Annotated in this window: 18 protein-coding genes; 13 read left to right on the plus strand and 5 right to left on the minus strand. The window is 70.5% G+C overall.

The window, feature by feature from the left end:
* Window positions 1–624 precede the first annotated feature (624 nt).
* The 8 genes from ACK4TT_RS01185 to ACK4TT_RS01220 all read left to right on the plus strand — a co-directional run bounded on the left by ACK4TT_RS01185 (window position 625) and on the right by ACK4TT_RS01220 (window position 12,855).
* Entirely contained in the window at window positions 625–2,334 is a 1,710-nt protein-coding gene (locus ACK4TT_RS01185; protein WP_409633811.1) for a CIA30 family protein, read from the plus strand.
* A 67-nt stretch (window positions 2,335–2,401) separates the two neighbouring features.
* A complete protein-coding gene (locus ACK4TT_RS01190; protein WP_409633813.1) occupies window positions 2,402–5,146 on the plus strand; it encodes a M14 metallopeptidase family protein in 2,745 nt (914 codons plus the stop codon).
* 250 nt (window positions 5,147–5,396) lie between these two features.
* Window positions 5,397–8,450, plus strand: coding sequence for a TonB-dependent receptor domain-containing protein (locus tag ACK4TT_RS01195; protein WP_410212148.1), 3,054 nt, complete (start codon window positions 5,397–5,399; stop codon window positions 8,448–8,450).
* Window positions 8,451–8,570: 120 nt separating this feature from the next.
* Window positions 8,571–9,638 (plus strand): amino acid ABC transporter substrate-binding protein, encoded by a 1,068-nt coding sequence (locus ACK4TT_RS01200; RefSeq protein ID WP_410212149.1) that lies wholly within the window; start codon window positions 8,571–8,573, stop codon window positions 9,636–9,638.
* 89 nt (window positions 9,639–9,727) lie between these two features.
* Window positions 9,728–10,789, plus strand: coding sequence for an amino acid ABC transporter permease (locus ACK4TT_RS01205; RefSeq protein WP_410212150.1), 1,062 nt, complete (start codon window positions 9,728–9,730; stop codon window positions 10,787–10,789).
* The gene (locus ACK4TT_RS01210) at window positions 10,786–11,847 is read left to right on the plus strand and encodes an amino acid ABC transporter permease (protein ID WP_409633821.1); all 1,062 of its coding nucleotides are present in this window, start codon (window positions 10,786–10,788) and stop codon (window positions 11,845–11,847) included. Before ACK4TT_RS01205 ends, ACK4TT_RS01210 begins: the two co-directional genes overlap by 4 nt.
* Window positions 11,844–12,581, plus strand: a complete 738-nt coding sequence (locus ACK4TT_RS01215) for an amino acid ABC transporter ATP-binding protein (protein ID WP_410212151.1) — start codon at window positions 11,844–11,846, stop codon at window positions 12,579–12,581. Before ACK4TT_RS01210 ends, ACK4TT_RS01215 begins: the two co-directional genes overlap by 4 nt.
* A gap of 1 nt (window position 12,582) precedes the next feature.
* On the plus strand, window positions 12,583–12,855 hold the full coding sequence (locus tag ACK4TT_RS01220; protein ID WP_409633825.1) for a hypothetical protein: 273 nt from the start codon (window positions 12,583–12,585) through the stop codon (window positions 12,853–12,855).
* 9 nt (window positions 12,856–12,864) lie between these two features.
* On the opposite strand, the gene metC is transcribed toward ACK4TT_RS01220, so the two are convergent.
* The 5 genes from metC to ACK4TT_RS01245 all read right to left on the minus strand — a co-directional run bounded on the left by metC (window position 12,865) and on the right by ACK4TT_RS01245 (window position 16,384).
* Window positions 12,865–14,034, minus strand: a complete 1,170-nt coding sequence (metC, locus tag ACK4TT_RS01225; RefSeq protein WP_409633827.1) for a cystathionine beta-lyase — start codon at window positions 14,032–14,034, stop codon at window positions 12,865–12,867.
* 48 nt (window positions 14,035–14,082) lie between these two features.
* Window positions 14,083–14,649: an RNA polymerase sigma factor gene (locus ACK4TT_RS01230; protein WP_409633829.1), complete on the minus strand. Its 567-nt coding sequence runs from the start codon at window positions 14,647–14,649 to the stop codon at window positions 14,083–14,085.
* A gap of 223 nt (window positions 14,650–14,872) precedes the next feature.
* Entirely contained in the window at window positions 14,873–15,373 is a 501-nt protein-coding gene (locus ACK4TT_RS01235) for an Lrp/AsnC family transcriptional regulator (RefSeq protein WP_410212152.1), read from the minus strand.
* A gap of 4 nt (window positions 15,374–15,377) precedes the next feature.
* Entirely contained in the window at window positions 15,378–15,749 is a 372-nt protein-coding gene (locus ACK4TT_RS01240; protein WP_410212153.1) for an ArsR/SmtB family transcription factor, read from the minus strand.
* Window positions 15,746–16,384 (minus strand): peroxiredoxin, encoded by a 639-nt coding sequence (locus ACK4TT_RS01245; protein WP_409633835.1) that lies wholly within the window; start codon window positions 16,382–16,384, stop codon window positions 15,746–15,748. Before ACK4TT_RS01245 ends, ACK4TT_RS01240 begins: the two co-directional genes overlap by 4 nt.
* A gap of 119 nt (window positions 16,385–16,503) precedes the next feature.
* Here ACK4TT_RS01245 and ACK4TT_RS01250 point away from each other — a divergent pair, with 119 nt between their 5' ends.
* The 5 genes from ACK4TT_RS01250 to ACK4TT_RS01270 all read left to right on the plus strand — a co-directional run bounded on the left by ACK4TT_RS01250 (window position 16,504) and on the right by ACK4TT_RS01270 (window position 21,160).
* Window positions 16,504–17,412: an MBL fold metallo-hydrolase gene (locus ACK4TT_RS01250; RefSeq protein WP_410212154.1), complete on the plus strand. Its 909-nt coding sequence runs from the start codon at window positions 16,504–16,506 to the stop codon at window positions 17,410–17,412.
* A gap of 9 nt (window positions 17,413–17,421) precedes the next feature.
* Complete coding sequence (locus ACK4TT_RS01255; RefSeq protein ID WP_409633839.1) at window positions 17,422–17,607, plus strand: hypothetical protein; 186 nt, start codon at window positions 17,422–17,424, stop codon at window positions 17,605–17,607.
* On the plus strand, window positions 17,604–18,419 hold the full coding sequence (locus ACK4TT_RS01260) for a sulfite exporter TauE/SafE family protein (protein WP_409633841.1): 816 nt from the start codon (window positions 17,604–17,606) through the stop codon (window positions 18,417–18,419). The genes ACK4TT_RS01255 and ACK4TT_RS01260 overlap by 4 nt, the downstream gene beginning before the upstream one ends.
* Before the next feature lie 73 nt (window positions 18,420–18,492).
* Window positions 18,493–19,584 (plus strand): PLP-dependent cysteine synthase family protein, encoded by a 1,092-nt coding sequence (locus tag ACK4TT_RS01265; RefSeq protein ID WP_410212155.1) that lies wholly within the window; start codon window positions 18,493–18,495, stop codon window positions 19,582–19,584.
* A gap of 103 nt (window positions 19,585–19,687) precedes the next feature.
* A complete protein-coding gene (locus ACK4TT_RS01270) occupies window positions 19,688–21,160 on the plus strand; it encodes an FG-GAP repeat domain-containing protein (protein ID WP_410212156.1) in 1,473 nt (490 codons plus the stop codon).
* The last annotated feature ends 11 nt before the right edge of the window (window positions 21,161–21,171 follow it).

The following is a 21,171-nucleotide window of genomic DNA, read 5'->3' on the forward strand; positions in this document are numbered from 1 at the left end:
CGACAGGGTGTCCGCCGCGCTCGCGGCCTGCTCGGCCGGCAGGAACTGGTTCAAGGCCCAGCCCGCCGCGACCCCGAGCACCATCGCGCCCACGATGAAGGCGGTGAAAAGTCGGTTCATGCGATCTCCTGGGCCTGGGCGCCGGCTCGGGCCCCCGCGCGAGGCGGTCCGAGCCGGCGCAGATACCTGCGGTTGGCGAATTTCGGATCGGCGACAGAGATCGCCAAGTTATTTCGCGTTAGAATTATTACCGCGGAAATCGACTAAACTGGACGCCACTTAAGTCAACAATCATAAGTCCGCCTTGTTGAATGAATAACGCCAAATGTGTTTCCTGATAACTGTTGATTATTGCGGGCGAAAAGGGGAAGATGTCCGTATCGATCTAAGACGGCCGGCGGGGTGCGATCCGCATCCCAGCGCGAAAATTTTCGCGGCCGCGACCCGTCCGAGGTGCGGCCTTGTGGGCGGTTCCCGTCTTAGGGAGAGCGGCGACAGACGCTGGAAGGGGGCGATATGAAGCGGATCGGATCGAGCGCGCGAACGACCTTGACGGGCGTGGCGGCCCTCTTGGGCGCGGCCTGCCTTGGCGGCGCGGCCGCGTCAGCCGGGCCGGAGCCGGGGGTGACGGCCATTGTCGGGGCGACCGTGTTCGACGCGACGGGCGCCCCGCCTCGGGTCGCCAACGTCGTCGTGCGTGATGGCCGCATCGTGGCCGTCGGGCCGAACGTGCGGGCGCCGCGCGGCGCCCGCGTCATCGACGCCAAGGGCAAGGCGCTGCTGCCCGGATTCTTCGACCTTCACACCCACTGGACGCCCGGCGGCAGCCCCGCGGCGACGCCGGCCATCGCCACGGCCTATGTGAAGTCCGGCGTCACCACCGTGAACGACTTCCACCAGGCTCCGGAATCCTGGGAGCCGCGGCGCCGCTGGCTCACGACGCTGGCCACGCCGCATGTGAACTATACGGCGCGCACGTCCACGCCTGGCGGGCACGGGGCCGACTGGGGCGACGTGAACACCACCAAGTGGGTGAGCACGCCCGAAGGCGCCCGCGCGGCCATCCGCGAGCTGATCCCCTACAAGCCGGACGTGATCAAGGCCTTCGCGGACGGCTGGCGCTATGGCACGTCGGCCGACAACACCAGCATGGACGTCAGCGTGCTCTCCGCCCTCGTGGACGAGGCGCACAAGAACCGGCTGAAGGTCGGCACCCATACGGTGACGGTCGAGCGCGGTCGCGTCGCGGCCAGGGCCAAGGTGGATTTCATCGCCCACAGCCTCCAGGACCGCGAGGTCGATCCCGAGACGGCGGCCCTGATCAAGGGCGCGGGGACATTCTACGCCCCGACGCTGGCGGTCTACGAGCCGGTGAAGCCGGGGCAGACGCCGCCCGCCGACCGCAGCGACCCGCGTGTGGCGCAATCCTTCCGGAAGTTCGACTACGCCCTTCGCAACGTGAAGATCCTTCACGACGCGGGGGTGCCGATCGCGCTGGGCACCGACGCGGGCATGCCGGGCACGCCGCACGGCGCCTCGACGCTGCGCGAAATGGAGCTCCTGGTGCAGGCCGGTCTGACCCCGGCCGAAGCGCTGATCGCCGGCACGGCCACCAGCGCGAAGGTGCTGGACCTCCTGGCCGACCGTGGCACCATCGAAGTCGGCAAGCGCGCCGACCTGGTGCTGATCGCCGGCCGCCCGTGGGAGGCAATCTCCGACGTGCGCAAGACGGAACGCGTGTTCATCGACGGCAAGCAGGTGTTCGGCCCCGGCGTCCAGTTGCCGGCCGCCAACGCCGCGAGCGCCATGCCGACGCTGAAGGGCCGCGCCCTCATTGATGATTTCGAAAGGGCCGACGGGCGCACCAGCCTCGACACCCTGCGCACCGACGACATGGATGGCGGCATGGATCGCACCGTGCAGGTGAGCCAGGTCTTCACGCGTCCCGATGGGGGCAAGGCCCTCGGGCTCGCGGCGAAGATGGCGGCCAAGTCGGATCCCTACGCTGGCGTCGTTCTTCCCCTGAGCCGGGGTTCGGTGGAGCCGGTCGATGCGAGCGCCTTCAAGGGGATCAGGCTCGACGTCCGCGGGGACGGCGGGACCTATGAGCTCGCCATCACCGGCCTCGGCGGCCGCTGGGAGGCGGAGATCGCCGCCGGGCCTCAGTGGAAGACGGTCGAGGTGCCGTTCTCCGCCTTCAAGCCCGCGGGCCGGCGGGGCGGCGGACCTGCCCCCGCCCTGACGGGCGCCGATCTGCAGCAGGTGCTGCTGGGAGGGTCGCGCGCGGCCGGGGAACGTCTCTGGCTCGAGGCCGACAACGTCGCCTTCTATTGAGCCGTTCACGGACGTCAGGACCGTTCATTCGCGTGGAGCCAGGGCCCGGTGGGGCGAGGGGGAGAGCATGACCAAACAGACCTTCGGGCGCGGACTGGCCGCGCTGCTCGCGAGCGCAACGCTGCTGGCGCCGGCCGTGGGGTGGGGCGAGGTTCCCGGGATCACCTCGCCCAAGGCCCATTTCGGCCATGAGATTGGCGAGGACTACTACCTGGCCAACTACACCGACACCGAAGCCTACCTGAAGAAGCTGGCCGCCGAGTCGGACCGCATGGAGCTCGTCGACATCGGTCCCACCGAGGAGGGGCGTCGTCAGTACATGGGCGTCGTCTCCTCGCCGGCGAACCTGGCGAAGCTCGCGCGCTACAAGGAGATCGCCCGCAAGCTCGCCAAGGCCGAAGGCGTCAGCGAGAGCGAAGCCAAGGCGCTCGCCGCCGAGGGCAAGGCGGTGGTCTGGATCGATGGCGGGCTGCACGCCACCGAGGTGGTGCCGCCGCAGGCGCTGATCGCCGCGGTCCACGAGTTCGTCAGCCGCGACGATCCGGAGACGATGCGCATCCTGGACAACGTCATCATCCTGTTCTCGGCGGTGAACCCCGACGGCCAGGAGCTGGTGTCGAACTGGTACATGCGGAACGAGGACCCGAAGAAGCGGGAATTCAACTCGATCCCGCGGCTGTACCAGAAGTACATTGGTCACGACAACAATCGCGACTACTACATGTCGGCGATGAAGGAGACCACCAACGTCAACCGGATATTCTTCCGGGAGTGGTATCCGCAAATCATCTACAATCACCACCAGACGGCGCCGGGCGGCACGGTCATCTTCATGCCGCCGTTCCGCGACCCCTTCAACTACAACTACGACCCGCTCGTGATGACCACCCTGAGCGAGGTCGGCGCGGCCATGCACAGCCGGCTGATCGAGGAGGGCAAGCCGGGCTCGACCATGCGCTCCGGCGCTACCTACTCCACCTGGAACAACGGGATGGAGCGGTCGATCACCTATTTCCACAACGCTGTCGGCCTGTTGACCGAGATCACCGGCCATCCGACGCCGATGACGATCCCGCTGGTGGCGCGCAACCAGATCGCGCGCAACGATCTGCCGGCGCCCGTCGCGCCCCAGACCTGGCGTTTCCGCCAGTCGATCGACTATTCGCTCTCGCTGAACCGGGCGGTCCTCGACTATGCGGCGCGCAACCGCGAGCGCCTGCTGCTGAACATCTGGCGGATGGGGGACGCCTCCATCAAGCGCGGCAGCCAGGACAGCTGGACCACGACGCCTAAGGACATCGAAGCGCTCGAAGCCGCCGCCAAGGGCAAGCCGCTCGTGGGGAGCGGCCGGACCCAAGGGCTTGATCCGTCGCTCTACAAGGCGGTGCTGCGGGATCCCGCGCGCCGCGACCCGCGAGGCTACATCATCCCCGCCGACCAAGCGGACCTGCCGACCGCCGTGAAGTTCCTGAACGCGCTGATGAAGACCGGCGTCGACGTGGAACGGGCGACGAAGCCCTTCAAGGTCGGCGACAAGACCTATCCGGCGGGCTCCTTCGTCGTGAAGACGGCGCAGGCCTATCGTCCGCACGTGCTCGACATGTTCGAGCCCCAGGACCATCCGCACGACTTCGCCTATCCGGGCGGGCCGCCGATCCCGCCCTACGACTCCACCGGCTACACGCTCGCGATGCAGATGGGCGTCAAGTACGACCGCATCTTCGAGGGGTTCGATGGCCCGTTCCAAAGGGTGCCGGACCTGATGTCGCCGCCGACCGGCCGCGTCGTCGGCTCCGGCGGCGCGGGCTGGCTGGTGAGCCACGAGCAGAACGACAGCTTCGTGCTCTCGAACCGGCTGCTGAAGGCCGGTCAGGACGTGCGCTGGGTGAAGGCGGTGACCAAGGCCGGCGGGAAGTCGCTGGCCCCCGGCGCCCTCTGGATCCCGGCCACACCGGCCAGCCGCGCGATCGTCGAGAAGGCGGCCGCCGAGCTCGGAATCGACGCCTACGCCCAGGCCCGCCCGCCCGCGGCCGAAACCCTGAAGCTGCGGCCGGTCCGCGTCGGCCTGGTCGACCGCTACGGCGGGGTCATGACCTCCGGCTGGACCCGGTGGCTGCTCGAACAGTTCGAGTTCGACTTCAAGGTCGTCTATCCGCAGCAGATCGATGCGGGCGACCTGCGCAGCCAGTTCGACGTGCTGGTGTTCACGGACGGAGTGCTCCCCGCGGCCGAAGGCGGCGAGGGCGGGCCGTCCCGGCAGCCGAAGCCCGAAGACATCCCGGCGGAGTTCCGGGGCTGGCTCGGCGAGGTGACCCCTGAGAAGTCGTGGCCGAAGATCGCCGAATTCCTGCGGGACGGCGGGTCGGTCGTGGCGATCGGCGAGTCCAGCCGGCTCGCGGAGGCCGTCAAGGCGCCGGTCTCCGATGTGCTCCGCGGACCGGATGGCAAGGAGCTTCCCCGCAACACCTTCTACATTCCGGGGTCGCTGCTCGAGGTGGCCGTCGACAACACCCAGCCAGTGGCCTACGGCGCGCCGAGCTCGATGAGCGTGTTCTTCGACCGGAGCCCGGCGTTCAAGGTCATGGGGACGGGCGCCCGTCAGGCCGCGTGGTACCCTCAGGGCGACGTGCTGCGCAGCGGCTGGGCCGTCGGCCAGGAGAAGCTCTCCGGCGCCGGCGCCATCGTCGAAGTCGATGTCGGTCGCGGCAAACTCTTCCTGATGGGACCGGAGGTGGCGCAACGGGCGCAATCGCACGCCGCCTTCAAGTTCCTGTTCAACGGCTTGCAGTACGGCCCCGCGGCCGCCCGCTGAAACCGAACCGGATCGGGGTCGCGCCGCCGCTCCTCTCCTCCCCTTGAGCGGCGGACGGTCCGGTCCCGACGCGGGCGTATCCACCCCTTTGCGTCCCGCTCGCCAGCCCCGCCTCCGGACCCCCGGGCGGGGCTGGTCACGTTTCCGCCCTGACATTTTTTCGCCTCCGCCCGGTGCGGATTTCCAGCGGCCTCCCGTCTTCGACACCAGAGCGCCGGCGCTGACCGGCGTGATGTCGCAGGGGGAAATCATGACGTCATCGGTGCGCCGCTTCCGGCTCGCGCTGCTCACCACCACCGCCGCCCTGACCGCGGCTTCGGCCGCCGTCGCACAAGGGCGCGCGCCGACCGATGTCGAGGAACTGGTCGTGGTCGGTTCTCAGATCCAGGGCGCCAAGGTCACCGCGGCCCTGCCCGTGACTGTCGTTTCCCAGGATGAGATCGTCGCCACCGGGGCGGTCTCAGGCGATGATCTCTATCGCTCGATCCCGCAGATGGGCGACGTCTCGTTCAACTCCACGAACGGGGCGACGAGCAGCAACTTCGCCCGCGGCGACGTCGGCTCGGTGAACCTGCGCAACCTTGGGGTGGGCAACACCCTGGTCCTGCTGAACGGCCGCCGGGTGGTGGCCCACCCGGGCAGCCAGGCCGAGCGTCTCGTGCCGGTGCTGACCTACAACACCAACGCCATCCCGGTGGCGGGTCTCGCGCGCCTGGAGGTGCTGCGCGACGGCGCGGCGGCCATCTATGGGTCCGACGCCGTGGCCGGGGTCGTGAACAACGTGCTGCGCAACGACATCGACGGCGGGATGGTCGAGGTTCAGTACGGCGGCGCCGAAGGCGCCAACCTGCACGAGCTGGAGTTCAACGCCTTCTTGGGCCGCAATTTCCAGGAAGGCCGCGGCAACGTCTCGCTGTTCTTCAACCATGTCGACCGCAGCGAGCTGGCCGCCTACGATTTTCCGTACTCGTCGTCTTCCGACAAGCGGCCGCTGTTCGTCGGCACCCGCATGGAGGGCCTGGCGAGCCTCGACCTCTCCAGCACCCTGAGCAGTTGGGCGGACCTGAGGACGCCGGCCAGCTTCGGGACCGTCCGGTCGGGAACCGTCGCGGTGACCTCGGCCGGCGGACAGTTCCACATCCAGCCAACCGCTAACGGCGGCTGCCAGGTCGTGCTGGCCGGCGGCGTCTGCATCGATGACGGCTCGCGCGCCACGGCCGGCGCGGACCGCAATACCCGGTTCGGTTCGGAGACGTTCGGCAACTATCTGATGCCGAAGCTGAAGCGGACCAACGTCTTCCTCACCGGCCGCTACGATCTGACCGAGGACGTCGAGGCGTACGGCGAGTTCGGCTACTACGAGGCCGATACGCACAGCCTCCAGGATCCGGTGTTCACCATCGGCTCCACCAAGGTCACGATCCCTGCCAGCAACTACTACAACCCGTTCGGCCCGACCGTGTTCGCCAACGGCCAGGCCAATCCCAACCGGCTGCCGAACCTGAACGCGCCGGCGGCGGGCTTGCCGGTGACGCTCTTCAACTATCGCTTCGTCGACATGGGGCAGACCGAGGTCGACGTGGAGACCACCCAGGTTCGCGCGCTCGCGGGGCTGAGGGGCGAGAAATTCGGCTTCCGGTGGGACAGCGCCTTCCTCTATTCCGAGGCCAAGGCGACGGATGTTCAGGACGGGATCAGCTCGACCCTGCTGCAGCGCCAGCTCGCGCTGTCGACTCCGGACGCCTACAACCCGTTCAGCGGCGGCTCGCCGACCGATCCCCGCGCCGGCGGTGACCCCACGCCCAGTTCCCAGGCCGCCCTCGACGCCATCCGCATCAAGACCGTCCGCAAAGGCAAGAGCACGCTGGCGCTCTGGGACTTCAAGGTGTCGAAGGCCGACCTGTTCGCGCTGCCGGCCGGAGACATCGGCATGGCGGCGGGCGTCGAGCTGCGGCGCGAAAGCCAGCTCGACGATCGCGACCCGCGCGTCGACGGAACCATCACCTTCACCGACGCGGTGACGGGCGAGGTGCAGACATCCGACCTGTTCGGCGTCAGCCCCACTCCGGACACCAAGGGCTCGCGTAAGGTGGGCTCGGCCTTCGTCGAGTTCGCCGCGCCCATCGTCTCGCCGGACATGAACATCCCGCTCGTCCGCTCGGTGGAGATGCAGCTGGCCGGGCGCTACGAGCACTACAGCGACTTCGGCGACGTTGCGAAGCCGAAGGTCGCCGTGGCGTGGGACCTGTTCGACGGCCTGCGGCTCCGGGGCTCCTGGGCCCAGGGCTTCCGGGCGCCGAACCTGGAGCAGATCAACGCCACCCTGGTCACCCGCGGCAACACCCGCACCGACTACATCTTCTGCGAGGCCGACCTGCGGGCCGGCCGCATCACCTCGTTCGCCAACTGCGCCCGGAGCTTCGTGGCCACCGCCCAGCGGGCCGGCAATCCGGACCTGAAGCCCGAGGAGTCGGAGAACTGGACGCTCGGCGTGGTCTTCCAACCCCGTTTCCTGCCGCCGTCCTGGGGCGATTTCACGTTCACGGCCGACTACTGGAGCATCAAGCAGAAGGGCATCGTCGGCGTGTTCGGCGAGGGCAACGGCCTGATCCTGGACTACCTGCAGCGGGTGCAGGGCCAGACCAATCCCAAGGTGGTGCGCGCCGAGCCGACCGCCGACGACATCGCCGTCTTCGCGGGCACCGGCCTCGCCCCGGTGGGGCAGGTGATCTATGTTCAGGACCAATACGTCAATCTGGAGCCGCAGGACGTGCGGGGCCTCGACCTCGGCCTCAACTGGCGGCTCAACACGGACCGGTTCGGCGCCTTCAACGCCAGCATCAACGCCGCCCACCTGATCCGCTACTACCGGGCCCCCTCGCCGGACATCGCCGCCCTGCTGGAGGCCCGCGCCTCGGGCGTCATCAACGCCGGCACGGTGATCACCGAAGGCGGCGACCTGGTGGGCCAGCAGGGGCGGCCGGAGTGGAAGTGGTCCGCCTCGCTGACCTGGCGGTACGACCAACTGACCCTCGGCGCGTTCACCCAGTACACGCACGAGGTGCAGGACGACACCGCCGACGCGGCGGGCGTGCCCTGGGTGGTGGAATCGCAGATCACCGCCAACCTGTTCGCCGAGTACGCCTTCAAGGAGGGCTGGGCGTCGGACACCCGCGTGCGGGTGGGGGCGCGCAACATCTTCGACAAGGCGCCGCCTCTCGCCGTGTCGTCCAGCGGCTACCTCGGCGCGCTGTACCAGCCCTACGGCCGCTACTGGTACGCGAGCATCCGCAAGAGCTTCTGAGTTCTCTGACCCGGGCGGCGGCCGGATCGCCGCCCGTTCTTTCCGGAGCGCCAAATGGGGCCCTCTCTCCGGCGCGCAGCCCGTTGGCTGCGCCCCCCGTTGATCTTCGCGGCGGCGGCCATGCTCCTGGCCGGCTGCGGCGATCCCGGAAGCGCGGTGGACGAGCCGCCGCCGCAGGCCGCCGCGCTCGAAGGCGCCCCGCAGGACAACGCCATCGCGGGTCCCGTCCGAGGCGGCGCCACCCTGGCCGCGGTGCGCCGCCGGGGCTATCTGCTCTGCGGCGTGAACCAGGGGCTTCTCGGCTTCGCCTATGCGGATAACCGGGGGCGGTGGCGCGGCTTCGACGCCGACTTTTGCCGCGCCACGGCGGCGGCGGTCCTGGGCGACGCCGCGGCGGTGCGGTTCGTGCCGACCTCCTCCATCGACCGGCTCTCGATGCTGCAGTCGGGGCAGGTCGACGTGCTCTGGCGCAACACGTCGGCCACCTTCACCCGCGACGCGGCGCTCGAGTTCCCGGCGGTCAACTACTACGACGGACAAGGCTTCATGGTCCGCCGGAACGCCGGGGTGAAGCGGCTCGCAGATCTGGACGGCGCCCGGATCTGCATCCAGACGGGGTCGACCAACGAGCTGAACCTCACCGACTGGTTCCGCAACGCCGGCCTCCGGTACGAACCGGTGGTCTTCGACACCGAGGACAAGGCGCGCGTCGCCTATGCGCGGGAGCAGTGCGACGCCTATACGGCCGACATCTCGAACCTCGCGTCCTCGCGCGTCGCCATGGACGACCCCGGCGACCACGTCATCCTGCCCGAGGTGATCTCCAAGGAGCCGCTCGGCCCCGTCGTGCGGCAGGGCGACGATCAGTGGGGCGACATCGTTCGTTGGACCCTCAACGCGATGATCCTCGGCGAGGAGTTCGGGCTCACGTCGGTCAACGTGGAAGCCCAGCGGGACACCTCGCGCAATCCCGAGGTTCGCAGGCTGCTCGGCGTGGAGGGCGCCTATGGGCCGATGATCGGGCTGCGCCAGGACTGGGCGGTGCAGGTCATCCGGCAGGTCGGGAACTACGCCGAGGTGTTCGACCGGAATCTGGGAAGCTCCACCCCGCTCAAGCTGCCGCGAGGGCTCAACGCGCTGTGGAGCGCCGAGCCGGGCGGGCTGCTCTACGCCACGCCGGTCCGATGAGCCGCGTCACGCGACAGCCTGCTCCGTGGCGGCGGGACCTGCTGATCCAGATCGCGATTTTGCTCGCGGTCGTAGGGTTGGGGGCATGGATGGCCGCGACGGCGGCGGCCAATCTGCAGGCCCGCGGCCTCGCCGCGGGCTTCGGCTTCCTCGCCCGACCGTCGGGTTTCGACATCGCCCAGACCCTCGTTCCGTACGGTCCCACGGACAGCCACGCGCGGGTGTTCCTGGTTGGCGCGCTCAACACGCTGCTGGTGGCGGTGCTCGGCGTCGTCCTCGCCACGGTCTTCGGCGTGGCGGCGGGCGTCGCGCGCGGGTCGAGTTCGCTCGCCCTGCGGGGGGCGGCGACCGTCTACGTGGAGGCGGCGCGGAACACCCCGCTGCCGATCCAACTGCTCATCTGGTACAGTCTGGTCACCGCCGCGCCGCCGCCCCGGGCGGCGCTGGCCCTGCCCGGCGGGGCCTGGCTCACCAATCGCGGGCTGCACCTCCCGACCATCGTATGGAGCTGGCCCACGCCGTGGGTGCTTGCCGCCTTCACCGCATGCGCCCTCGTCGGCGTGGGCGGCGCCTGGCTGCTCGGCCGGCGCCGCCGCGTCGAGGGCCACGGCCCGTCGCCCTGGCTTGCGGTCGCCGTGGCGGCGGGCGCCATGGCCGTCGCCTGGACGGCCGCGCACGGGCGTCCCGAACCGCCGCGCCTCGAAGGCTTCGGCTTCACCGGCGGCGCCACCGTCAGTCCGCCGCTCGTCAGCCTGGTGCTGGCGCTGACGGTCTACACGGGCGGCTATATCGCCGAAGTGGTCCGCGGCGGCCTGGAGGCGGCCCCCCGAGGCCAGTGGGAAGCCGCCCGGGCGCTTGGCCTGCGGAACGGGGCGGTGCTGGGCCGGGTGGTCCTCCCGCAAGCCCTCCGCATCATCGCGCCGCCGCTGGTCAGCCAGTACCTGAACCTGCTGAAGAACTCCTCGCTGGCGGTGGTCGTCGGCTATCCGGACCTCGTGGCCACCTTCGGGGGCACCAGCCTGAACCAGACCGGGCAGGCGATCGAGACCCTGGGGCTGGTGCTGGCCTTCTACCTGGTCGTCTGCCTCGGCCTGAGCGCCGGGGTGAACGCCTGGAGCCGCCGGCAGGCGCGTTGGGCGGACGCCCGATGAGGTCGGCGTCCGCCCGTCCCCCGTCGCGCGGCCTGGCCGCCTGGGTCCGCGCCCACCCGCGCGACACCGTGGCCTTCGCGGGCCTCGCGGTGCTGGTGCTGTGGTTCGCCCCGCCGCTCCTGCGCTGGGCGGTGCTCGACGCGACCTGGACCGGCGAGAGCCGCCAAGCCTGCGGCGCCGGCGGCGCCTGCTGGGCCATCGTGACGGCCCGCTGGCGCCAGGTGCTCGCCGGCTTCTATCCCGAAGACCACCTCTGGCGGGTCGCGCTGGCGACCCTCCTGCTGGCGGGCGCCGCCGCGCCGCTCGCCTGGCGTCGCTCGGCGAGATACACCCCCGTCATCGCGCCATTGGCGGTGGTCGGCGCCTTGGCGGTGATGCACGGGGCGGGGGTGCTGCCCCGCGCCCCCACGGACTACTGGGGCGGCTTCTTCCTCAACCTGCTGATCGGCGTGACGGCCTCGATCTTCGCCCTGCCGCTCGGCGTGCTGCTGGCGCTGGGCCGCAACGGCCGCTTGCCGGCCGTGCGATGGCTGGCCACGGGGTTCGTGGAGGGCGTCCGGGCCTCGCCGCTGATCGTGCTTCTCTTCGCCGCGTCGGTGATCGTGCCGCTCTTCACCCCGGCCGGCGTCTCGCTCGACAAGCTCACCCGCGCCCTGGTGGTGATCACCCTCTTCGAAGCCGCCTACATGGCCGAGGCGGTGCGCGCGGGCCTGCGCGGGGCGCCGCGCGGCCAGGCCGAAGCCGCCCAGGCCCTGGGCCTCCGCCGAGGCCAGACCCTTCGGCTGGTGGTGCTGCCGCAGGCCCTGCGGATCGCCACGCCCGCCCTGGTCAACAGCTTCATCGGGCTCTTCAAGGACACGAGCCTGATCTACGTCATCGGAGTCCTCGACGTGACCGGGGTGCTCCGTAACGCCGTCACGGACTTCGCCTGGCAGGGCCTGGAGACCGAGGCTTACGTCTTCGTGGCCCTGCTGTTCTGGTCGTTCTGCTTCGGCCTCTCGCGCTGGTCGCGCAGCCTGGAGCGGCGGCTGGACGGTTCCGGAAGGAGGCCCGCATGACCACCGTTCCCGCCATCCGCGCCGAGCGGCTCGACAAGTGGTTCGGCGAGCTGCACGTGCTGAAGCAGGTCTCGCTCGAGGTGGCGCGCGGCGAGCGGGTGGTGCTGCTCGGCCCATCGGGTTCCGGCAAGTCGACCCTGATCCGTTGCATGAACGGCCTGGAGACCTTCGAAGGCGGGTCGCTGTCGGTGAACGGCCTGGCCCTGGACGGCCCGCGCGCGATCGGGGAGCGCGCCCGGCGGATGACGGGCATGGTGTTCCAGAGCTTCAACCTCTTTCCCCACCTGACGGTGCTCGAGAACTGCATCCTCGCCCCCGTGCACGTGGCCAAGCGCCCTCGCGCGGAGGCCGAGGGCGAGGCGATGGCCTTGCTGGAACGCGTCCGGATCGCCGATCAGGCCCACAAGCGCCCGGCGCAGCTCTCCGGCGGACAACAGCAGCGCGCGGCGATCGCCCGCGCCCTGGCCATGCGGCCCGAGGTCATGCTGTTCGATGAACCCACCTCCGCCCTGGATCCGGAGATGGTCGGCGAGGTGCTGGACGTGATGACGGGGCTTGCGTCTTCCGGAATGACCATGGTCGTGGTCACCCACGAAATGGGCTTCGCCCGCGAGGTGGCCGACCGGGTCGTATTCATGGCCGCGGGCGAGATCATCGAGGCCGCTACGCCCGACGCCTTCTTCGGCGGCGCGCAGGAGCCTCGGGCGCGAGCCTTTCTGCGCCGGATCCATTAGGGTGCGGCGCCACACGTACGGGACGGGCGAGATGCAGGGCGACGAAACGTCCGGCGCGGGGCGCGAGAAACCGCGATGCGGTCATGCGCCGGATGCGACGCTGGACGAGGCGATCAACTGGCGTGTCCGCCTCCACGTCGGCGAAGACGCCAACCTCGTGGAACACGCGGACTGGCTGGCCGGCTGCTCCTGCCGGACCTCAGCGTGGGCGCAGGCGCAAGGGCTCTGGGATATTCTGGGCCTAGCCCTGGCCCGCGACGCCGGCCAGGGCTGAGGCGTCGTCTCAGGCCAAGGTCAGGCGGTCCAGGCCCCGGCGCAGGTCGGCCATCAGATCCTCCGGCGCTTCGAGGCCGATGTGCAGGCGGATGAGCGGCCCGGCCAAGGGCGCTGCGGCGGTGCGCGCCGCCAGCTGCGGATCGCAGGGCAGGGCCAAGCTCTCGTAGCCGCCCCAGGAGTAGCCGAGGCCGAACAGCTCCAGGCCTTCCACCATCGCCGCGACCGCGTCGGCGGCCGCCGGCTTCAGCACGATTGAGAAGAGGCCGCAGCAGCCCTGGAAATCGCGCCGCCAGAGGTCGTGGGTGGGGAAGCTCGGCAGGGCCGGGCATAGCACCGCGGCGACTTCCGGCTGGGTCTCGAGCCATTCGGCCACGCGCAGGGCGGAGGCGCCGTGCTGGGCCAGTCGGGTGTGCAGGGTGCGCATGCCGCGCAGCGCGAGGTAGGCGTCGTCCGCCGACACGGTCCAACCCATCTCGTACGTGCTGCGGGCGAGGAGCTCCGCGGCCCGCCCCGAGGCCACGGCCGCGCCCATGAAAACATCGGAGTGGCCGCAGACGTACTTGGTCAACGCCTGGATGCTGACGTCCACGCCGTGATCGAGCGGCTTGAAGAGCACGCCGGCCGCCCAGGTGTTGTCCGTCACCGTGAGCAGGCCCCGTTGGCGCGCCATCCGGGCGATCGCGGGGGTATCCTGGACCTCCAGGGTGAGCGAGGCCGGCGACTCGAGGAAGATCAGCCGGGTGCCGGGTTCGATGAGCGCGGCGATGTCGTCGGCCGAGGCGGTGGCGGCATAGTAGGTGGTCCGCACGCCGAAGCGCGCCATGGTTCCGTCCAGGAAACGGCGCGTCGGATTGTAGGCCGCGTCGCTGACGAGGATATGGTCCCCCGCGCCCACCAGCGCCTGAAGCACCCCTGTGATCGCCGACAGCCCCGAGGGATAGAGGAAGGCGGCTTCGCCGTGCTCGAGGTCGGCCAGCGCCTCCCGGAGGGCCACGTGGGTGGCGAGCCCGCTGCGGCCGTAGGTGGTCCGGGAGGTGTCGTAGAGCGCCTTCGCGCTCGGCATCAGGACGGTGGAGCCGCGCTGGACCGGCGGGCCGGGGGTGCGCAGCAGGGTCTCCGCGCAAGCGCCTCCGTGCAGGGTCCGCGTGGTTTCGTGGAGGTTCGGTGTCTGGGTCATGGAATCGTTTCGTTGGGGGAGGGAACGACGAGCCGTCGGGATGCGCCGTCAGGCGCGGATGAGATCCGCCGGGGGCGGCTCGGCCCCGACGGCGTTGAGGCTGACGGCGAGCGACCGCAGGCCCCGCCGAAGGTGCTTCTCGACCGCGCTGATGGAGATGCCATGCGCGGCGGCCACCACCTTGGCGGGCTGCCCCTCCAGCCGAATGGCCAGCAGGATTTCGCGGGTGCGCTGCGGCAGGTCGGCGAGCGCGACGCGGGCGGCGCGGACCGCCTCACGGCTCAAATGGATGCGTTCGGGGCAGAGCTCGTCCGTCGGATGGTGGTCGCGCGTGAGCTCGCAATGTTGGTCGCGGCGGCGGCTGCGTTCGGCGCGGAAGCGGTCGATCAGCGTGGCTTCGGCGGCCTGGAACATGTAGCGGCGGGGATACTCCACCTGGCCGTCGCCCCGACGAACGATGCGCAGGAGGACATCCTGCACCACGTCCTCGACATCAGCTTCCGGCACCCGCTTGCGCAGATAGCCGCGCAGTTCCGGCAAATATGGCCAGACGCGGCTCAGCGCGTCGGGGTTCGGTCCCTGAGCGATGGTCGGGGAGAGGGGCGCGGCGCTCACGGGGGCCAGCCCCCGGAAAGGTCCGGGCGCCCCGACGCCGTTCTCGTCTTCTTCGATCCGCCGACCACGTCGCTCCCCGCGCTGCGGTCGTCAATCTGTCACGGGGAGGCGCGGGAAATCCTCACCATCTTTTCCATCCATCTCTGGGTTGGGCGGGATGAATGGTGCGAAATGCCTGCTGTTCGTGTGATGAATATCACATCATAAGTGATATTTATGGTATTTATGACTTGGGCTCGGGAAGCGGCAGCGCCGTGGTGTGCTTCAGCTCCTCCATGGCGAAGGCCGAGCTGACGTCCACGAGCTTCACCTTCGAGACCAGGCGCTTATAGACGCTGTCGTATTCCGCGATGCTGGAGACCTGGATCTTCAGCAGATAGTCCACCTCGCCGCTCATCCGATAGAACTCGACCACCTCCGGCATCTCGCGCACGGCGTCGGCGAAGGTCTGCAGCCACGCCTCGCTGTGCTCGCTGGCCCGGACGCTGACGAAGACGGTGACATCGAGGCCCAGCGCCTCGGGATCCAGCAGGGTGACCCGCCGCCGGATCACGCCTTCGTCTTCGAGGCGCCGGATGCGCCGCCAGCAGGCGTTGGTGGACAGGTTCACCTTCTCCGCCACGGCGGCCACCGATAGCGAGCCGTCCTCCTGCAGGGCGGACAGGATGCGCACATCGGCGGCGTCCAGTTCGGGCGCCCGCTGCTCGGGCCGTCTCCAGGTCACGGCGTCATGCCGCCCGCTCGCCGGTGACGGCGAACACCGCCGCCTGCGTCCGCGGGCCCGGGGCGGGCGCCGGCGCCGCCGACGGCGAGCCGGCCGCGCCCGTCAGCATCTGGACCGCCTCGATCAGGCCGGCCATGCGGCCGTCCGCGCGCCGATAGAGGACGGATCGCGCCTCGCGCCGCGTGGCCACCCATCCGCCGCGGCGCAGCTCCGCGAGCTGCTGGGACAAGGCCGGTTGGCGAAGACCGCTGCGCCGCTCGATCTCGCGCACGGCGAGTTCACCGGCCGCGAGGCAGGCGAGGATCCGAAGGCGAGCGGGATGGGCGAGGGCGCGAAGGTCCTCGGCCAGGGTCTCGACGCCAGGCTTGCCGGTCAAGGGCGCAGCTCCTGCAGGTACCAGGGGCCTGTTCCGGTCCGGCCGCGCACCTCTTCCAGATTGACCGGGGCGGGGGCGACGGGGGGCTGACCGGGGGTCCAGCCCTCCGGCGTGGACGCCCCGCTGCGGTCCGTCTCCTGCAGCGCCGCCAGCAGGCGGAGCATCTCGTCCACCGAGCGGCCGTTGGTCATCGGATACCAGGTCATGGCGCGCACGATACCGGCCGGATCGATGAAGAAGGTGGCGCGGACGGTCGAGGCGTCCGGGGCGCCGGGACCGGTCATCCCATAGGCGGTGGCGATCGCCATGGACGGATCTTCGACAATGGGAAACGGCACCCGGACCCCGAAGTGCTCCTCGATGCTCACGACCCACGCGAGGTGCGCGAAGAGGCTGTCCACCGACAGCCCGAGCAGATCGCAGTTCAGGGCCGCGAACTCCGGGGCGCGGCGGGAGAGCGTGACGAACTCGCTGGTGCAGACCGGCGTGAAGTCGGCCGGGTGCGAGAAGAACACCAGCCAACGACCGCGGTAGTCGGCGAGCGCGCGTTCGCCGAGCGTGGTGCGGGCCCTGAAGGCCGGGGCGACGGCTCCCGGGCGAAGCGCGGGCGCCGGGGTTGGGGGCGATTGGTCCATTCAAGCCTTCGGTTGCTGCCGCCCTTCTAGCGCGGTTCGGCGCAGATCACGACGCTTGACGCATTCGTCTCGTGAAAATTACACAATTACAGAAAATATGAATCAATGGGTGTAGCGAGATGCGCGATCCGGCCCTCGAGCACGCCTGTGAAATCGTCACCGCCGCTCGCGGAGGCGGCGGGCCGCTCGTCCAGACCTTTTTCGACGAGGCGACCTCCTCGGCCACTTACCTGGTGCGCGACCCCGGCAGCCGCGCCTGCGCCGTCATCGACAGCGTGCTCGGCTTCGATCCGAGCTCCGGCCGGACCTGCAACGGCCCCACCGAGGCGCTGTGCGCGGCGATCCGGGCGGAGGGGCTGGAGGTAGCCTGGATTCTCGAAACCCATGTCCACGCCGACCACCTTTCGGCGGCCGCGAGGCTCAAGGAGGCTTTCGGCGGGCGGACGGCGATCGGCGCGGCGGTGACCAAGGTGGCCGACCTGTTCGCGGGACTCATCGACCCGACCCGCGCGGAGGCCGCGTTCGACCGCCTGCTGCGGGACGGCGACCGGCTGAGCATCGGCGGTCTCGACGGCGTGGTGCTCGCCGTTCCAGGCCATACGCCGGCCGATGTGGCCTTCGTCATCGGCGACGCCGTCTTCGTCGGGGACACCCTGTTCATGCCCGACTTCGGCACGGCCCGCGCCGACTTCCCCGGCGCCGACGCCGCCTTGCTCTACGCCTCGATCCAGCGCCTGCTGTCGCTGCCGCCGGAAACGCGGCTGTTCACATGCCACGACTACAAGGCCCCGGGGCGGGACGCCTATGCCTGGGAGACCACCGTCGCCGCCGAGCGGGTGGGCAATGTGCATGTGCGCGAAGGCGTCACCGAGGCCGAGTTCGTGGCGCTGCGACGCGCTCGTGACGCCACCCTGCCGGTGCCGAAGCTGATCTGGCCCGCCCTGCAGGTGAACCTGCGCGGCGGCCGCCTCCCCGAGCCTGAGCCGGACGGCGGCCGGTATCTGAAAATCCCCGTCAACGCGATCTGAGGCCGCGCAATGTCCGTCTTCCCCGAAGGCCGCCGCAGCGCGGCGACGAACCCCTGTGACGTCCTCGTCGGGGGCGCCGGCATCGCGGCGGCCGCCAGCGTGTTGCTTAGGCGGCCGAACGTGGGGCTCGCCGTCATGGAGCCCCGCCGGCCGATGGCCGAATGCCTGCCGCCCGGAACCGGCCGGCTCCCGTGAACGGGCCTATCCTGCTGCGGGATCTGCTCGGTCTCCTCTCCGGCGGGGCCGTGGGCTTCAGCCTCGGCCTCGTCGGCGGCGGGGGGTCGATCCTGGCGGTCCCGCTGCTCGTCTACGTTGTTGGCGTGTCGAGTCCGCACCTGGCGATCGGCACGAGCGCCGTGGCGGTGGCCGCCAACGCGGCCACGAACCTTGTGCGCCATGCGCGGGCCGGCAATGTCCGCTGGGCCTGCGCCCTGGTGTTCGCCGCCGCCGGGGTGATCGGGGCGATGGTCGGCTCGACCCTCGGCAAGGCCGTGCCGGGCCAGCATCTGCTCGGCCTGTTCGCCGCGCTGATGCTCGTGGTGAGCGTCACCATGGCGTGGTCGCGCCGTCAGGCGGGGGACGCCGACGTGCAGTTGAACCGCGCCAACGCGCCGCGGCTCGCCGCCGCCGGCGGCGCGACCGGCCTGCTGTCGGGCTTCTTCGGGATCGGCGGCGGATTCCTCTGCGTACCCGGCCTTATGGCCGCCGCCGGCATGCCCATCCTGGCGGCGGTGGGCTCGTCGTTGGTTGCGGTCACCGCGTTCGGCCTGACCACGGCCGCCAACTATGCCGCCTCAGGGTGGGTCGACTGGCGCCTGGCCGCCCTGTTCGTGGCGGGCGGCGTGGCGGGCGGCGTCCTCGGCGGGCGGGCGGGCGCGCGTCTGTCGGAGCGCCGGGGAGCGCTCAACCTGCTGTTCGCCGGCGTGCTGGCGCTGGTCGCGGTCTACATGCTTGCGCGCACGGGGTTCGAGCTCGGGCTGATCCCGGCGGGGGCGCCCAAACGCTAGGCGGCGGCGCCGGAAATTGCAGCGTCGAGGTGCGGACCCGGCGGGCGCTTCCGTCCTAGGGAGCGATGCCCGCGTGCGGGCGCTGACTCCGCTCGGGACCAACGTGACCCTACACCTGCCTGCCGCCGGCGCACCCCGCGCCTCGATGGCGACCCTCGATCCGGCGCTCGAGGCGCGGCTCAACGCGCTGTCCTGTCTGATCGGCCGGACCCCCATGCTGGTCATCCGCTGCCGCGTCGGGAAGACCGAGGCGCGGGTCTACGCCAAGGCCGAGTTCCTGAACCTGACGGGCAGCATCAAGGACCGGATGGCGCACCGCATCCTGGCGGGAGCCTATGCGAGGGCTGACCTATGGCCCGGACAGCCGATCGTCGAAGCGACCAGTGGAAACGCCGGCATCGCACTGGCCGCGCTGGGCTCGGCCCTCGGCCACCCGGTGACGATCTTCATGCCCGACTGGATGAGCGCGGAGCGGCGGGCCCTGCTCGCCGGCTACGGGGCCGAGATCCGCCTGGTGTCCCGTGAGGAGGGCGGCTTCCTCGGGGCGATCGCCCAGGCGGAGGCCCACGCGCGCCGGACGGGAGCCTTCGAGTCCCGCCAGTTCTCGAACCCGGACAACTGGCGCGCGCACTTCTCGGGCACGGCCCCGGAGGTCCTCGCCCAGATGGGCGGGGATGGCGGACCGCCCGATGCGTTCGTGGCCGGCGTCGGGACCGGCGGCACGGTGATGGGCGTGAGCCGCTATTTCGCCACGCAGGGCTTCGAATGCGCGGTCCACCCGGTGGAACCTGCGGAGTCGCCGACCCTGTCGACCGGCCGCAAGGTGGGCCGTCATAGAATCCAGGGCGTCTCGGACGAGTTCGTTCCAGACATCGTGAAGCTCGGCGAACTGGCTCCCGTCCTTGCGGTCCCGGACGGCGACGCCATCCTGATGGCGCAGAAGCTCGCCAAGGAGCTCGGTCTCGGCGTCGGCATCTCCAGCGGCGCCAATATGGTCGCCGCCCTCCAGGCCGGCATGTCCCTTGGCTGGGCCAATCCGCGCATCGCCACCGTCTTCTGCGACAACAGCGCCCGCTATCTGACGACCGATCTCCCCCGGGAGGAGCCGGTCCGCGACCACTACCTCACACCGCGGGTGGAGATCCTCGAACTGAAGGCCATTTGAGGCTGACTCCGGCTTTTTCCGCTCGACAGGTGCGGAAGGCTTGACGATCTCCGTCTGAGGGATGGCGCGCCGGCTGCGCGCCTCGTCTGCAGGAGGGGGTCTGATGAAGCTTCGGAAGCTCGCGCTGGCGGCAGCCTCTGGCCTCGCGCTGCTCGGCCTCACGCAGGCGCCGGCCTCCGCCGCCGACCGGCCCGGCTTCAGCCGCGTGGAGGCTGACTTCCTCGACCACCCCGGCGCTCTATCCAACGCTTGGGGCGACCTGGACGGCGACGGGAATCTCGACCTGGTGGTCGGCTACAAGGACGGCGCGGTCCGCATCGCCACCAACGTTGGCGGGCGCCTCGCCGCAGGCCCCGTGCTCAGCGCGGGCAAGGACGCGCGGGCCGTCGGCCTGGGCGACTACGATGGCGACGGCGACCTCGACCTCTATGTGGGCACCTCGGCGACCCCCCGGCTGTCGAACCGGCTCTTCCGCAACGACGGCCGCGGACGGTTCAGCGAAGTCCCCGAGGGGGCCGGGGCCGCCCCGCCCGGCGCCAGCACCCGGCAGGTGGCCTGGATCGACTACGACCGCGACGGCGACCTCGACCTCTTCGTCGCGCAGCGCGCCGCGCCCAACCAGCTGTTCCGCAACGATGCGGGGCGGTTCACGGACGTGGCGGCCGAGATCGGCCTGGCCGACGCGCGCAAGACCGTGGGGGCCTGCTGGTTCGACGCCGACGCGGACGGCGACCTCGATGTCTTCGTGGCCAACCAGGCCGGCGACCGCGACGGCTTCTTCCGCAACGACGGCGGTCGGTTCACCGATCAGGCCGAAGCCCTGGGGCTGACGCCGCTCGCCCGCAAGGCGGAGGACGGCTCTGTGGGCTGCGCGGTCGGCGACTACGACGGCGACGGGGACTTCGACCTGTTCGTCGCGGCCTACGGAATGAACCGCCTGCACCGCAACGACGGCGACCGCTTCCCGGACGTCGCCGAGGCCCTGGGCATCGTGGGCGAGGACCACCATGTGGGCGCGGCGTGGGCGGACCTCGACAACGATGGTGCGCTCGACCTCTACGTCACCACCTTCCGCACGCCGAACCCGGGCCTTCCGGACAAGCTCTACTGGAACCGCGGCGGCCGGTTCGTCGAGCAACTGCCCACGGCGCTCGTCTCGCCGGGCGCCGACCATGGCGTGGTCGCCGGCGACCTCGACGGCGACGGCGACCTCGACCTGGCCTTCACCCATAACGACGACAAGGTCGGCGGGGCGCGGGTGTTCCGCAACGACCTGGCGGCGCCGGCCCGCGACCGTGGATTCCAGGTGCTGCTGCGAGGCCGCGGCGGCGGCCCGGCGCCCGGTGCCGAAGTGCGCGTCCGCGACGCCGCCGGCAAGCTGATCGCCACGCGTCTGCAGGACACCGGAGGCGGCTACGACGCCCAGGGCGGCGCGCCCGTCCATCTCGCCGCGGGCCCCGGCCGCGTCACGGTCGAAGCCACCTTCCTGACGCCGTCGGGCCGCCGCACGGTGGTCAAGCGCGGCGTCGATCCCGGCCGTTATCGCGCGCGCCCGCTGATTCTCGCCGCGCCCTGAGAGGGTACAAG

The sequence above is a fragment of the Phenylobacterium sp. genome (genome assembly GCF_046463815.1).
Taxonomy (GTDB): domain Bacteria; phylum Pseudomonadota; class Alphaproteobacteria; order Caulobacterales; family Caulobacteraceae; genus Phenylobacterium.

Coding starts and splice junctions, on each gene's coding strand:
- ACK4TT_RS01205 (WP_410212150.1), top strand. CDS start 9,728: ATGGCCGCGACGGCGGCGGCCAATCTGCAGGCCCGCGGCCTCGCCGCG.
- ACK4TT_RS01200 (WP_410212149.1), top strand. CDS start 8,571: ATGCTCCTGGCCGGCTGCGGCGATCCCGGAAGCGCGGTGGACGAGCCG.
- ACK4TT_RS01255 (WP_409633839.1), top strand. CDS start 17,422: ATGTCCGTCTTCCCCGAAGGCCGCCGCAGCGCGGCGACGAACCCCTGT.
- ACK4TT_RS01190 (WP_409633813.1), top strand. CDS start 2,402: ATGACCAAACAGACCTTCGGGCGCGGACTGGCCGCGCTGCTCGCGAGC.
- ACK4TT_RS01215 (WP_410212151.1), top strand. CDS start 11,844: ATGACCACCGTTCCCGCCATCCGCGCCGAGCGGCTCGACAAGTGGTTC.
- ACK4TT_RS01195 (WP_410212148.1), top strand. CDS start 5,397: ATGACGTCATCGGTGCGCCGCTTCCGGCTCGCGCTGCTCACCACCACC.
- ACK4TT_RS01270 (WP_410212156.1), top strand. CDS start 19,688: ATGAAGCTTCGGAAGCTCGCGCTGGCGGCAGCCTCTGGCCTCGCGCTG.
- metC (WP_409633827.1), bottom strand. CDS start 14,034: ATGACCCAGACACCGAACCTCCACGAAACCACGCGGACCCTGCACGGA.
- ACK4TT_RS01250 (WP_410212154.1), top strand. CDS start 16,504: ATGCGCGATCCGGCCCTCGAGCACGCCTGTGAAATCGTCACCGCCGCT.
- ACK4TT_RS01245 (WP_409633835.1), bottom strand. CDS start 16,384: ATGGACCAATCGCCCCCAACCCCGGCGCCCGCGCTTCGCCCGGGAGCC.
- ACK4TT_RS01210 (WP_409633821.1), top strand. CDS start 10,786: ATGAGGTCGGCGTCCGCCCGTCCCCCGTCGCGCGGCCTGGCCGCCTGG.